This is a genomic window from Enterobacter sp. Y17 (assembly GCF_019730495.1).
Classification (GTDB): domain Bacteria; phylum Pseudomonadota; class Gammaproteobacteria; order Enterobacterales; family Enterobacteriaceae; genus Enterobacter; species Enterobacter asburiae_B.
This window is the reverse complement of the sequence record NZ_JAASKP010000001.1, coordinates 156,701-169,576: the sequence shown is the minus strand read 5'-3', so window position 1 is coordinate 169,576 and position 12,876 is coordinate 156,701. Positions and strand designations below refer to the sequence as shown.

General features: G+C 55.8%; 13 protein-coding genes. 5 read left to right on the top strand and 8 right to left on the bottom strand.

Annotated features, from left to right (window positions below):
* Positions 1–28 precede the first annotated feature (28 nt).
* Positions 29–1,012 (bottom strand): cell division protein ZipA, encoded by a 984-nt coding sequence (gene zipA / locus HCH49_RS00755; protein ID WP_064673719.1) that lies wholly within the window; start codon positions 1,010–1,012, stop codon positions 29–31.
* Between the two features lie 230 nt (positions 1,013–1,242).
* On the opposite strand from zipA, the gene cysZ reads away from it, so the two are divergent.
* The 5 genes from cysZ (at position 1,243) to crr (ending at position 6,036) form a co-directional block, all read left to right on the top strand.
* A complete protein-coding gene (cysZ, locus tag HCH49_RS00750; protein ID WP_039263698.1) occupies positions 1,243–2,004 on the top strand; it encodes a sulfate transporter CysZ in 762 nt (253 codons plus the stop codon).
* A gap of 163 nt (positions 2,005–2,167) precedes the next feature.
* A complete protein-coding gene (cysK, locus tag HCH49_RS00745; protein ID WP_014884739.1) occupies positions 2,168–3,139 on the top strand; it encodes a cysteine synthase A in 972 nt (323 codons plus the stop codon).
* Positions 3,140–3,456: 317 nt separating this feature from the next.
* Positions 3,457–3,714, top strand: a complete 258-nt coding sequence (gene ptsH, locus HCH49_RS00740; RefSeq protein ID WP_000487600.1) for a phosphocarrier protein Hpr — start codon at positions 3,457–3,459, stop codon at positions 3,712–3,714.
* Between the two features lie 44 nt (positions 3,715–3,758).
* A complete protein-coding gene (gene ptsI / locus HCH49_RS00735; protein ID WP_023332954.1) occupies positions 3,759–5,486 on the top strand; it encodes a phosphoenolpyruvate-protein phosphotransferase PtsI in 1,728 nt (575 codons plus the stop codon).
* Between the two features lie 40 nt (positions 5,487–5,526).
* Positions 5,527–6,036 (top strand): PTS glucose transporter subunit IIA, encoded by a 510-nt coding sequence (gene crr / locus HCH49_RS00730; RefSeq protein WP_003861316.1) that lies wholly within the window; start codon positions 5,527–5,529, stop codon positions 6,034–6,036.
* Positions 6,037–6,080: 44 nt separating this feature from the next.
* Here the strand turns inward: crr and pdxK are convergent, their stop codons facing one another.
* The 7 genes from pdxK to HCH49_RS00695 all read right to left on the bottom strand — a co-directional run bounded on the left by pdxK (position 6,081) and on the right by HCH49_RS00695 (position 12,825).
* On the bottom strand, positions 6,081–6,917 hold the full coding sequence (pdxK, locus tag HCH49_RS00725; protein WP_033146151.1) for a pyridoxine/pyridoxal/pyridoxamine kinase: 837 nt from the start codon (positions 6,915–6,917) through the stop codon (positions 6,081–6,083).
* A gap of 5 nt (positions 6,918–6,922) precedes the next feature.
* Complete coding sequence (gene cysM, locus HCH49_RS00720) at positions 6,923–7,834, bottom strand: cysteine synthase CysM (protein WP_045355358.1); 912 nt, start codon at positions 7,832–7,834, stop codon at positions 6,923–6,925.
* Between the two features lie 113 nt (positions 7,835–7,947).
* Entirely contained in the window at positions 7,948–9,042 is a 1,095-nt protein-coding gene (cysA, locus tag HCH49_RS00715; protein ID WP_008501607.1) for a sulfate/thiosulfate ABC transporter ATP-binding protein CysA, read from the bottom strand.
* A complete protein-coding gene (cysW, locus tag HCH49_RS00710) occupies positions 9,032–9,907 on the bottom strand; it encodes a sulfate/thiosulfate ABC transporter permease CysW (protein WP_221701988.1) in 876 nt (291 codons plus the stop codon). Before cysW ends, cysA begins: the two co-directional genes overlap by 11 nt.
* Positions 9,907–10,740, bottom strand: coding sequence for a sulfate/thiosulfate ABC transporter permease CysT (cysT, locus tag HCH49_RS00705; protein ID WP_004123378.1), 834 nt, complete (start codon positions 10,738–10,740; stop codon positions 9,907–9,909). The genes cysW and cysT overlap by 1 nt, the downstream gene beginning before the upstream one ends.
* Positions 10,740–11,753 carry a sulfate ABC transporter substrate-binding protein gene (locus tag HCH49_RS00700; protein WP_023308734.1) on the bottom strand — a complete coding sequence of 338 codons (1,014 nt, stop codon included), beginning with the start codon at positions 11,751–11,753 and terminating at the stop codon, positions 10,740–10,742. The genes cysT and HCH49_RS00700 overlap by 1 nt, the downstream gene beginning before the upstream one ends.
* Positions 11,754–11,925: 172 nt before the next feature.
* Complete coding sequence (locus tag HCH49_RS00695; RefSeq protein WP_039263701.1) at positions 11,926–12,825, bottom strand: Dyp-type peroxidase; 900 nt, start codon at positions 12,823–12,825, stop codon at positions 11,926–11,928.
* Positions 12,826–12,876: the final 51 nt, after the last annotated feature.

The window sequence follows — 12,876 nt, the reverse complement described above, 5'->3', positions numbered from 1 at the left end:
TGAGGAGGAGTTGAAGTAAACGCGACGATTACGCGTTAGCTTCCTTAACTTCGCGGATGCGGTCCTGATACTCGCGCAGCTTCTGCGGGGTCATCATTCGACGCTGATCGTCGAGCACCACGCCGCCGACTTCGTCAGCGATGTGCTGAGCGGACTGCAGCATCAGCTTAAAGTTTTGCAGTTCGTCGCCGTAAGAAGGCACCTGCATAAAGATAGTGACGCCCGGGGTCACGAAATCACCGGTCATTTCCGGATCAAAGGTGCCAGGGTTAACCATGTTGGCCAGGCTGAACAGCGCCGGACCGCTACCGTCAGGGCTCAGATGGCGATGGAAAATGTTCATATCGCCAAACTTGAATCCTGCCTGTTGAATACTGTTGAGCAGCACGTCACCGTTAAGATGGCTGCCGTGATGCGCGGCCACGTTCATGATGATCACCGCTTCTTTACGCTGCGGTTTTTCAACAACCGGCTCTGGTTCTACAACGGGCTCAGGCTCAACGTGCGGAGCCGGAGCAGGCTGAGGCGCAGGCTGTACGTGAACAGGCTGCTGCGGTTGTTGTACCGGCTGAGCAGGATGTTGCTGCACGGGCTGCTGCACCGGTTGCTGTTGAACCGGCTGTGGCGCAGCAGGCTGCTGATAGACAGGCTGTTGCGGCGGCTGGCGCACCGGTTCTTCCACAGGCTGCGGCGCTGGCTGGCGCGGCTGTGCAGAAGCATACGGCGGTTGATACTGGTGCTGCGAAGGACGAGGCGCTTCATGCTCCCCATGGCCTGCGCCGGGCGCAGTATTGACCCGATGAACACGAACTTCACCCACGCCGTCGTCATCGCTGCCGTCGATGTCATCTTCACTGTCATCGTCGTCACGACTGGACTTCATGCGCTTCAGTGGGCGATCGCGAAACATCGAGGAACGCTCTTTACGGCTGGTCCAGAAACCATGTACCAGTAAAGCGATTATGGCGATCGCGCCAACAATGATTAATATCAGACGCAAATCCTGCATCATTATATTCTCTGTTGTTCTAACACCTTGCCACCACGGCAAACATTTACTCACTAAGAGTATTTGCCGTTTACGTCAAGTGCAAGTGTGTGCAGAGCATTCACAGCATAAAGATGAAGGAAATCGTGCTTTTTGCTGGTTTTTCGAACATTTCCGAACTGGTCATTGCTCCGTAAGTGGATAATATAGGCGGGCAATTCCACTGGTTGTGTAAAAAGGAGTACAGCCTGGCTATGGTTTCAACATCTTCTTCTCCCCCGCGCAGCGGCGTCTGGTATTTTTCTCAGGGCTGGAAACTGGTCTCCCTGCCGGGGATTCGACGCTTCGTGATTCTGCCGCTGTTGATCAACATTATTCTGATGGGCGGCGCGTTCTGGTGGCTATTCACAAAGCTGGAGAGCTGGATCCCATCGCTGATGAGTTACGTTCCGGACTGGCTGCAGTGGCTTAACTACCTGCTCTGGCCGGTGGCGGTGATCTCCGTGCTGCTGGTGTTTGGGTACTTCTTTTCGACGATTGCCAACTGGATAGCCGCACCGTTTAACGGTCTGCTGGCGGAACAGCTGGAAGCGCGGCTTACCGGTGCGACGCCACCGGACACGGGCGTGCTGGGGATCATGAAAGACCTGCCACGCATCATGAAGCGCGAGTGGCAGAAGTTTGCCTGGTACCTGCCCCGCGCGGTCGTGCTGCTTATCCTCTATTTTGTGCCAGGCATTGGCCAGACGGTGGCGCCGGTGCTGTGGTTCCTGTTCAGCGCCTGGATGCTGGCCATCCAGTACTGCGACTATCCGTTCGATAACCACAAGGTGCCGTTTAAAGAGATGCGCACTGCCCTGCGAAGCCAGAAGGTCGCGAACATGCAGTTTGGCGCGCTAACCAGCCTGTTCACCATGATTCCCTTCCTGAATCTGTTCATCATGCCCGTCGCCGTCTGCGGCGCGACGGCGATGTGGGTCGACTGCTACCGTGCTAAGCACGCGTTATGGAAATAATGCAAAAATGTGTAAAGCAGGGGTGGCTTATGCCGCCCCTTATTCCATACTGATCCCCATTATTTCCTTGCAGTATATAGATATGCGAATTCCTTACTTCCCCCTACCTGCTCAACAGGTATGCTGGGTCGGTATCCCAATTTCATACAGTTAAGGACAGGCCATGAGTAAGATTTATGAAGACAACTCGCTGACTATCGGTCATACGCCCCTGGTTCGACTGAACCGTATCGGTAATGGACGCATTCTGGCGAAGGTCGAATCACGTAACCCGAGCTTCAGCGTAAAATGCCGTATCGGTGCAAACATGATTTGGGATGCTGAAAAACGTGGCGTACTGAAGCCTGGCGTTGAGCTGGTGGAACCGACCAGCGGCAATACCGGTATCGCTCTGGCCTATGTTGCCGCCGCGCGTGGCTACAAGCTGACGCTGACCATGCCAGAAACCATGAGCATTGAGCGTCGTAAGCTGCTCAAAGCGCTGGGCGCGAACCTGGTGCTGACCGAAGGCGCGAAGGGCATGAAGGGCGCCATTCAGAAAGCTGAAGAGATTGTGGCCAGCGATCCGGCGAAATATCTGCTGCTTCAGCAGTTCAGCAACCCGGCTAACCCGGAAATTCACGAGAAGACCACAGGTCCGGAAATCTGGGAAGATACCGACGGCCAGGTTGACGTCTTTATCTCCGGCGTAGGTACCGGCGGTACGCTGACCGGCGTGTCACGCTATATTAAAGGCACAAAGGGTAAAAAAGACCTGATCACCGTTGCCGTTGAGCCAACTGACTCACCGGTTATCACCCAGGCACTGGCGGGTGAAGAGCTTAAGCCAGGCCCGCATAAAATTCAGGGTATTGGCGCAGGCTTCATTCCGGGCAACCTGGATCTGAAGCTGATCGATAAAGTGGTGACTATCACTAACGAAGAAGCCATTTCTACCGCGCGTCGCCTGATGGATGAAGAAGGCATTCTGGCGGGTATCTCTTCCGGTGCAGCCGTTGCGGCAGCGCTCAAGCTTCAGGAAGATGAAGCCTTTACCAACAAGAATATTGTGGTTATCCTTCCTTCTTCGGGCGAGCGTTACTTGAGCACCGCACTGTTTGCCGATCTGTTTACCGAAAAAGAACTGCAACAGTAGTGCCAGCATGTTAATAACGCGTAAAAAAGCACCTTTTCAGGTGCTTTTTTGTGGCCTGCTTCAAACTTTTGCCCCTCCTGGCATTGCTTCACCCCGTTGGGTCTGGTATTTAAACCAGCAATTATTTTGATGCGTGAAATTAATCGGTGAATGAAATAGCCTTGCTGAATCGATTTTATGATTTGGTTCAAGTCTTGCTTTCGCTGCATAATGTTTAATGACGATCGAAACGTCAGCGCTAACAATACAGGCTAAAGTTCAGTCGCCAGGCTAGACTTTAGTTCCACAACACTAAACCTATAAGTTGGGGAAATACAATGTTCCAGCAAGAAGTTACCATTACCGCTCCGAACGGTCTGCACACCCGCCCTGCTGCTCAGTTTGTTAAAGAAGCAAAAGGCTTCACTTCTGAAATCACTGTGACTTCCAACGGCAAAAGCGCGAGCGCAAAAAGCCTGTTCAAACTGCAGACTCTGGGCCTGACTCAGGGCACCGTTGTCACCATCTCTGCAGAAGGTGAAGACGAGCAGAAAGCAGTTGAGCATCTGGTAAAACTGATGGCTGAGCTCGAGTAAGTTTCCGGGTTCTTTTAAATATCAGTCACAAGTAAGGTAGGGTTATGATTTCAGGCATTTTAGCATCCCCGGGTATCGCTTTCGGCAAAGCACTGCTGCTGAAAGAAGACGAGATCGTCATCGACCGGAAAAAAATTTCTGCCGACAAGGTTGATCAGGAAGTTGAACGTTTTCTGAGCGGTCGTGCCAAGGCATCTGCGCAACTGGAAGCAATCAAAACTAAAGCTGGCGAAACTTTCGGTGAAGAAAAAGAAGCCATCTTCGAAGGGCACATCATGCTGCTCGAAGATGAGGAGCTGGAGCAGGAAATCATAGCCCTGATTAAAGATAAAGGCATGACGGCCGACGCGGCTGCGCATGAAGTTATCGAAGGTCAGGCAACTGCCCTGGAAGAACTGGATGATGAATACCTGAAAGAGCGTGCGGCTGACGTACGTGACATCGGTAAGCGCCTGCTGCGCAACATTCTGGGTCTGGCCATTATCGACCTGAGCGCGATTCAGGATGAAGTGATCCTGGTTGCCGCTGACCTCACCCCGTCTGAAACCGCACAGCTGAACCTGAAAAAGGTCCTCGGTTTCATCACCGACGCGGGTGGCCGTACCTCTCACACCTCTATCATGGCGCGCTCTCTGGAACTGCCTGCCATCGTGGGTACCGGTAGCGTCACCTCTCAGGTGAAAAACGGCGACTATCTGATTCTGGATGCCGTAAACAATCTGGTTTACGTCAACCCAACCAATGAAGAGATCGATAAACTGCGCGCGGTTCAGGAGCAAGTTGCGACTGAAAAAGCGGAACTCGCTAAGCTGAAAGACCTGCCAGCCATCACCCTGGACGGCCATCAGGTAGAAGTGTGCGCAAACATCGGTACCGTCCGCGACGTTGATGGCGCTGAGCGCAACGGTGCGGAAGGCGTAGGTCTCTATCGTACAGAATTCCTGTTCATGGACCGCGACGCGCTGCCAACGGAAGAAGAGCAGTTTGCTGCCTATAAAGCCGTGGCTGAAGCGTGTGGTTCTCAGGCGGTTATCGTCCGTACCATGGACATCGGCGGCGACAAAGAGCTGCCGTACATGAACTTCCCGAAAGAAGAGAACCCGTTCCTGGGCTGGCGTGCAATCCGTATCGCGATGGATCGTAAAGAGATCCTGCGTGACCAGGTTCGTGCGATCCTGCGTGCCTCTGCTTTCGGTAAACTGCGCATCATGTTCCCGATGATCATCTCTGTTGAAGAAGTGCGTGCACTGAAGAAAGAGATCGAAATCTACAAACAGGAACTGCGCGACGAAGGTAAAGCGTTTGACGAGTCAATCGAGATCGGCGTGATGGTGGAAACACCTGCGGCGGCGACCATTGCGCGTCATTTAGCCAAAGAAGTTGATTTCTTTAGTATCGGCACCAATGATTTAACGCAGTACACCCTGGCAGTTGACCGTGGTAATGATATGATTTCACATCTCTACCAGCCAATGTCACCGTCCGTACTGAACTTGATCAAGCAAGTTATTGATGCTTCTCATGCAGAAGGTAAATGGACTGGCATGTGTGGTGAGCTTGCAGGCGACGAACGTGCTACACTTCTGTTGCTGGGTATGGGTCTGGACGAATTCTCTATGAGCGCCATTTCCATCCCGCGCATTAAGAAGATTATCCGTAACACGAACTTCGAAGATGCGAAGGTGTTAGCAGAGCAGGCTCTTGCTCAACCGACAACGGACGAGTTAATGACGCTGGTTAACAAGTTCATTGAAGAAAAAACAATCTGCTAATCCACGAGATGCGGCCCAAATTACTGCTTAGGAGAAGATCATGGGTTTGTTCGATAAACTGAAATCTCTGGTTTCTGATGATAAGAAAGACTCCGGAACTATTGAGATTGTTGCTCCGCTCTCCGGCGAGATCGTCAACATCGAAGACGTGCCGGATGTAGTGTTTGCTGAGAAAATCGTTGGTGATGGCATTGCTATCAAACCAACTGGCAACAAAATGGTTGCTCCAGTTGACGGCACCATCGGTAAAATTTTTGAAACCAACCATGCGTTCTCTATCGAATCTGATAGCGGTATCGAACTGTTCGTTCACTTCGGTATCGACACCGTTGAACTGAAAGGCGAAGGCTTCAAACGTATCGCGGAAGAAGGCCAGCGTGTTAAAGTTGGCGACCCGGTAATTGAATTCGATCTGCCACTGCTGGAAGAAAAAGCCAAGTCTACCCTGACGCCGGTTGTTATCTCCAACATGGACGAAATCAAAGAACTGATCAAACTGTCTGGCAGCGTCACCGTAGGTGAAACTCCGGTTATCCGCATCAAGAAGTAATTCTTGCCGCACAGAAAAATGGCGCCTTCGGGCGCCATTTTTGTTTATGCCGGTAGGATAAGCTCGTCGTAGCCCTTCGACTGGGTATAGAGCATCACGTCAGTCACCCGATCGCCGGCCATGCGAATGGCGTCGGCAACGGTTTTCCCCTCAACAATTCCGCTCACCAGCTCTGAACAGAACAGGTCGCCCGTCCCTTTCAGATCGGTTTCTACGCGCGGATGCGCGCTGACGGTCACGCCTTCATTCGTCACCAGCACCACGTGGATGTTTTCCGGGTCATCGGTCACCGGCGCGCTGGTGATCGCCACCCATTTCAGGCTATCAGAGAGCAGTCCCTGCGCCGCCGCGATGGCGCTTTCCGGCGTACGGCACGGTTTGCCGCTTAACACTTCCAGCTCATAGACGTTTGGCGTAATCCCCTGCGCCAGCGGCAGCAGGTGCTCCCGATACGCCTGCGGGATCTCGGGCTTGACGTACATACCGCTGTCGATATCTCCGATAACCGGGTCGACCAGCACCAGCAGGTCAGGATGCTGCGCTTTGACCGCCTTCAGCCATTGAGCCAGCAGGACGATCTGGCTTGCGCTGCCCATATAGCCGGTGGTGACCGCTTTAAGCTCGCGCAGGATCTCGCGTTCTTCCAGTGCCTTAAGATAGCCGCTGAACCACTCGTCGGGGATCACCCCACCATAAAACGTGTCGTAATGCGGCGTGTTGCTAAACAGAACCGTCGGCACGGCGGTGACGTTCAGCCTGTGGGTACGAATATTCGGTACCGCAATGCTGTTCCCCACGCTGCCGTAAACCACCTGCGACTGCACTGCGACAATGTCGGTTTGCTGCGCCCGGGTGTTATCCCGGAATAGAATCATCTCCATGACGCTTAAATCCCCGCCCCCTGCGAATAACTCTCTTCACCAAAGACGCCGGTAGACAGATAGCGATCGCCGCGATCGCAAATAATCGCCACTACTACCGCCCCCGGGTTTGCCTGCGCCACCCGAATCGCACCCGCTACCGCGCCGCCCGAACTGACGCCGCAGAAGATACCTTCGCGCACGGCCAGCTCACGCATGGTATTTTCCGCCTCGCGCTGGTGAAGATCCAGCACCTGATCCACCAGCTGCGCATTAAAGATGCCGGGCATATACTCCGCCGGCCAGCGGCGAATCCCCGGAATGCTGCTCCCCTCTTCCGGCTGGAGGCCAACGATGGTGACGGCTTTTTCCTGCTCGCGCAGAAAACGCGATACCCCGGTAATGGTGCCTGTGGTGCCCATGCTGGAGACAAAATGGGTGATACGCCCGTCGGTTTGCTGCCAGATTTCCGGGCCGGTGGTGGTGTAGTGCGCGTACGGGTTGTCCGGGTTGTTGAACTGATCCAGCAGTTTACCTTCACCGCGCCCGGCCATCTCCAGCGCTAAGTCTCGCGCGCCTTCCATTCCCTGCTCTTTGGTCACCAGAATCAGCTCGGCCCCGTAGGCACGCATCGCGGCGCGGCGCTCCTGGCTCATGTTGTCCGGCATCAGCAGCTTCATGCGGTAGCCTTTCAGCGCGGCAATCATCGCCAGGGCGATACCGGTGTTGCCGCTGGTGGCCTCAATCAGCACGTCGCCTGGCTTGATTTCTCCACGTTTTTCGGCCTGGACAATCATCGACAGCGCCGCGCGGTCTTTCACCGACCCCGCCGGGTTATTGCCTTCGAGTTTGACCCAGATTTCGCTGCCGTTGTCCGGACCCATGCGCTGAAGCTTGACCAGAGGAGTGTTGCCGATGGTGTGTTCTAGTGTATTCATGATCGCTGTCCAATAAAAAGCCCGGTGGCGCTTCGCTTACCGGGCCTACAGACGTCATATTGTAGGCCGGGTAAGCGCAGCGCCACCCGGCAAAACTACGTAATCCTAACCTATCAGGCTGACTCCGCCAGAGCAATATCCTCGCGCGTCTCGATGCGCTCCTTCCCGTGATAAATACGGGCGTGCTGCAACCCAACAAACAGGCGCTCACCCCGGTGCGGCGGCACGTCGTCGCGCATGACCACGGTCAGCGGCTCGGTATACCAGCCCAGCGGCTGTACCACCAATTGGGTGTAGTGACCTTTAGGGCTAGCTTCCAGCACCTGCACCGGCAGCGGTGAATCCAGGCTGGTTCGGCGGCTCACGTCCACTTCCCACGGACGCAGGAACAGATCGACCGGCCCCTGATGCGCGGAGGTATAGCCCAGCGGCCAGCGGTGCGCGCCAACGTGGAACTGTCCGCCGCGAATAGTGCCCTGCAGACGGTTTACCTCGCCCATAAACTCCAGCACGAAGCGGGTCGCCGGCTCACGCCAGAGCTGCTCCGGCTCGTCAACCTGCTCAATGTTGCCCTGGCTCATGACCACCACGCGATCCGCAACTTCCATCGCCTCTTCCTGATCGTGGGTCACGAAGACGCTGGTGAACTTCAGCTCTTCATGCAGCTGGCGCAGCCAGCGGCGCAGCTCTTTACGCACCTGCGCATCCAGCGCGCCGAAGGGTTCATCCAGCAGCAGAATTTGCGGCTCAACGGCCAGCGCGCGCGCCAGCGCCACGCGCTGTTTCTGCCCGCCGGACAGCTGGGCCGGGAAACGATCCGCCAGGTGAGCCAGCTGCACCATCTCCAGCAGTTTGGTCACTTTCGCCTTAATGGTTGCCGCATCCGGACGTTCGCGACGCGGCAGCACGGTCAGGCCAAACGCGATGTTGTCGAACACGGTCATGTGGCGGAACAGCGCGTAGTGCTGGAACACAAAGCCTACTTTACGATCGCGGGCGTGCAGACGGCTCACGTCGGTGCCGTGGAAGCGGATGTGCCCGCTGGTCTGATGCTCAAGCCCGGCGATAATACGCAGCAGCGTGGTTTTGCCCGAGCCGGACGGCCCCAGCAGCGCCACCATTTGTCCGGAAGGGATATCCAGCGAGATATCATTCAGCACCTGGGTGCGACCAAAAGACTTCTTAATATTGGCAATCTCAATGCTCATGATTTCCCTCCTGATGCTGACGTTTTTCCTGATTTTCTAAACGCCACTGCACCACACTCTTCAAAAACAGGGTCAAGATGGCCATCAGCGTCAGCAACGCTGCGGCAGTAAACGAGCCGATGGTGTTGTAGTCCTGCTGCAGCAGCTCAATCTGGAGCGGCAGCGACAGGGTTTCACCCCGGATAGAGCCGGAGACGACGGACACGGCACCGAACTCACCAATCGCGCGGGCGTTGGTCAGCACCACGCCGTAAAGCAGCGCCCAGCGGATATTCGGCAGCGTCACGCGACGGAACATCTGCCAGCCGGAAGCGCCCAGCAGCACCGCCGCTTCGTCTTCGTTGCTCCCCTGGCTTAACATCACCGGCACCAGCTCACGCACCACAAACGGACAGGTCACGAAGATGGTGACCAGCACCATGCCCGGCCAGGCGAACATGATCTGCAGGTTATGCTCGTCCAGCCAGCCGCCCAACGGGCCGTTGGAGCCGTAAAAGAGCAGGTACACCAGACCCGCCACCACCGGCGATACGGCGAAAGGAATGTCCAGCAGGGTCAGCAGCAGCTGACGTCCCGGGAAGTTAAAGCGGGTTACCAGCCAGGCCAGCAGGGTCCCGAACACGAGGTTCACCGGCACGGTGATCAGCGCAATCAGCACGGTCAGCCAGATGGCATGCAGCATATCCGGGTTCGCCAGGTTTTCCAGCGCGGGCATCAGGCCCTTGCTGAATGCCTGAACGAAGATATAAACCGTCGGCACGACGAGAATGAGGGCGGAAACCAGCACGCCCGCCCCAATCAGAAACCATTTACCCCAGTTAATGCGGGATGCATCGTATCGCTTCAATTGCGTAACTTCCGCCATCAGTGACCTACCACACGTCGACCAAAGCGACTTTGCAGAGTGTTAATCGAGTACAGCAGCAGCAGCGAGGCTGCCAGGATCACCGAGGCAATCGCGCTCGCCGCCGGATAATCAAACTCCTGCAAACGGATGAAAATCATCAGCGAGGTGACTTCTGTTTTCCAGGCGATGTTCCCGGCGATAAAAATCACCGCGCCGAACTCACCGAGGCTGCGGGTAAACGACAGCGCGACGCCCGCCATCAGCGCCGGAGAGAGCTCCGGCAGAACCACCTTGCGGAAGCTCTGCCAGCGCGTGGCGCCCAGCGTTTCCGCCGCTTCTTCGTATTCCGGACCCAACTCTTCCAGCACCGGCTGCACGGTACGGACCACAAACGGGATGCTGGTAAAAGCCATCGCCACCGCGATACCGAGCCAGGTGTAGGTTACTTTGATGTCGAATTTCGCCAGCCACTCGCCGTACAGCCCGTTCACGGAGAAGAGCGACGCGAGGGTTAAGCCCGCCACCGCCGTCGGCAGCGCAAACGGCAGATCCATCAGGGCGTCAAGCAGCGTGCGGCCCGGGAAGCGATAGCGGGTTAAGATCCACGCCATCAGCAGGCCAAACACGCCGTTAAAAATGGAGGCGACAAACGCCGACAGCAGCGTCACCTTATAGGCCGCCACCACCTGCGGGTTGGTGACCACGTCCCAGTACTGCGCCCAGCTCATCTGAGCAAGCTGCATCACCAGCGCGCTGAGCGGCAACAGCAGGATCAGGCAGACGAACAGCAGGCTGGTCCCGAGGCTTAAGGTAAAGCCCGGCAGCACGCGTTTTGTCGAAACTGCAAACATTACTTATGCCCCGCCGCCAGCAGTTTGTCTAACTCACCGCCGCTGGCAAAATGCGTTTTCATCACATCAGGCCAGGAGCCGAAATGATCTTCCACGCGGAACAAATCGGTCTGCGGGAACTTATCTTTCAGCTTGTTCATTACGTCCGGGTTATTCACGCGGTAGTAGTAATCGGTAATGATGGTCTGCGCCTGCGGGCTGTACAGGTAGTTGAGATAGGCTTTTGCCGCTTTCTCGGTACCGTTCGCCTGCACGTTTTTATCCACCCACGCCACCGGGAACTCGGCCAGGATGTTGGTTTTCGGGATAACGACCTCGAAGCCCTGCGCTTCGTACTGTTTGCGGATGTTATTCACTTCCGATTCAAAGCTGATCAGAACATCGCCGAGACCGCGTTCCGCGAAGGTCGTTGTCGCCCCGCGGCCGCCGGTATCAAACACTTCGACGTTTTTCAGGAACTGGGTCATGAACTGCTCGGTTTTGGCTTTATCATTACCGTCAGCCTTGTCCGCCGCGCCCCACGCAGCTAAATAGGTATAACGCGCGTTACCGGAAGTTTTTGGATTCGGGAAAATCAGCTTCACGTCGGAACGCACCAGGTCGCTCCAGTCGTGGATATTCTTCGGGTTGCCCTTACGCACCAGGAAGCCCATGGTGGAATAGAACGGGGAACTATTGTTCGGCAGTCGGCTCTGCCAGTCTGCCGGGATCAGCTTGCCTTTGTCGTGCAGGATCTGCACGTCAGTCACCTGGTTGTAGGTCACCACATCCGCTTTCAGGCCCTGCAAAATCGCCAGCGCCTGCTTGGACGACCCGGCGTGGGACTGCTTGATGGTCAGCTTGTCGCCGTTATTGTCTTTCGCCCACTGCTGTTCAAACGGTGGATTAAGGGCGGCAAACAGCTCGCGGGAGACGTCATACGAACTGTTTAACAGTTCAGTCGCCTGCGCCTGTGCCACCAGCAGTAAACCTGCCAGCGCCAGAGTTCCTTTTTTCAGTACAGTAACGGCCATTGCGCACCCTTATAAATGTGATGACTATCTTATAGTCATAATATTTATAACGGGGATGAAAGGAGTAACGGTTTTATATACCGTTTGGTGATTTAGAAGCAGAAAAGGGAATAAGGGGGAGGCCTGATGCCCTCACCCCGGCCCTCTCCCACAGGGAGAGGGAGAAAGGACATTACAGCGCCAGCAGACGCTCAACGGACGGCGCAAAGTAGTAGCCGCCGGTCACCGGTTTGGTGAAGCGCAACATGGCGTCGCGCTTGCCGTCGGTATCACCGAACATGCTCAGCAGCTGCTGCTCAATGTTATACAGGCGCGCGCAGTACGCGCAGAAGTAGAGGCCGTGCGTGCCGCTTGCCGTGCCGTAAGGCAGGCTCTGGCGGACAATCTTCAGCCCTTTGCCGTCTTCTTTCAGGTCAACGCGGGTCAGGTGAGAGGTCACAGGACGGTCGTCGCCGTCGATCTCTTCGTTGGCTTCTTTAGTGCGGCCAATCATCATCTCCTGGTCGTGCACGCTCATGCGGTTAAGCTGCTTGAGGTTGTGCTCCCAGCGCTGCACGAACACGTAGCTGCCGCCCGCGTCCACGCCGTCTTTGATTACCGCGACTTCACGACGCGTCTCTTCACCCGCCGGGTTTTCGGTGCCGTCGACGAAGCCGCTCAGATCGCGCTCTTCCACCCAGCGGAAGCCGTGAACCTCTTCCTGCACCTCAATGCTGTCGCCAAAGGCCGCTACTGCCGCCTGGGCAACGGAGAAGTTCACGTCGTGACGCAGGGAGAGAATGTGGATCAGCACGTCGTACTGGGTTGCCGGAGCCAGACCTTTGCCGTAAGGGATGAAGTCTTTCAGCTCTTCCGCCCCTTCGCCACCGCTCAGCTGACGCCAGACGTTATTGCCAAAGGCAACAACCGCGCCGAGGTGGGCTTCAGGGAATTTGGCCTGGAAGGTGGCCAGCTTATCAACAAACGCTTTACTGGCCGCACGCAGGGCATCCACGTCCCCTTTAACATTGGCTTCAATCCAAATCGCCGCGCGGCAATGTTCTGGCAAAATGCCACTCTGAACCTGAGACATCGCTCCTCCTGAAATAAAGATGCCACGTCAGCGTGGCATTGATGGCGGCTA

What these genes read in the sequence shown, in the direction of transcription:
- zipA (WP_064673719.1), bottom strand. Translation starts at nt 1,012, where the DNA reads ATGATGCAGGATTTGCGTCTGATATTAATCATTGTTGGCGCGATCGCC.
- cysT (WP_004123378.1), bottom strand. Translation starts at nt 10,740, where the DNA reads ATGTTTGCAGTTTCGACAAAACGCGTGCTGCCGGGCTTTACCTTAAGC.
- cysZ (WP_039263698.1), top strand. Translation starts at nt 1,243, where the DNA reads ATGGTTTCAACATCTTCTTCTCCCCCGCGCAGCGGCGTCTGGTATTTT.
- pdxK (WP_033146151.1), bottom strand. Translation starts at nt 6,917, where the DNA reads ATGGAGATGATTCTATTCCGGGATAACACCCGGGCGCAGCAAACCGAC.
- cysA (WP_008501607.1), bottom strand. Translation starts at nt 9,042, where the DNA reads ATGAGCATTGAGATTGCCAATATTAAGAAGTCTTTTGGTCGCACCCAG.
- ptsH (WP_000487600.1), top strand. Translation starts at nt 3,457, where the DNA reads ATGTTCCAGCAAGAAGTTACCATTACCGCTCCGAACGGTCTGCACACC.
- cysK (WP_014884739.1), top strand. Translation starts at nt 2,168, where the DNA reads ATGAGTAAGATTTATGAAGACAACTCGCTGACTATCGGTCATACGCCC.
- HCH49_RS00695 (WP_039263701.1), bottom strand. Translation starts at nt 12,825, where the DNA reads ATGTCTCAGGTTCAGAGTGGCATTTTGCCAGAACATTGCCGCGCGGCG.
- ptsI (WP_023332954.1), top strand. Translation starts at nt 3,759, where the DNA reads ATGATTTCAGGCATTTTAGCATCCCCGGGTATCGCTTTCGGCAAAGCA.
- cysW (WP_221701988.1), bottom strand. Translation starts at nt 9,907, where the DNA reads ATGGCGGAAGTTACGCAATTGAAGCGATACGATGCATCCCGCATTAAC.
- cysM (WP_045355358.1), bottom strand. Translation starts at nt 7,834, where the DNA reads ATGAATACACTAGAACACACCATCGGCAACACTCCTCTGGTCAAGCTT.
- HCH49_RS00700 (WP_023308734.1), bottom strand. Translation starts at nt 11,753, where the DNA reads ATGGCCGTTACTGTACTGAAAAAAGGAACTCTGGCGCTGGCAGGTTTA.
- crr (WP_003861316.1), top strand. Translation starts at nt 5,527, where the DNA reads ATGGGTTTGTTCGATAAACTGAAATCTCTGGTTTCTGATGATAAGAAA.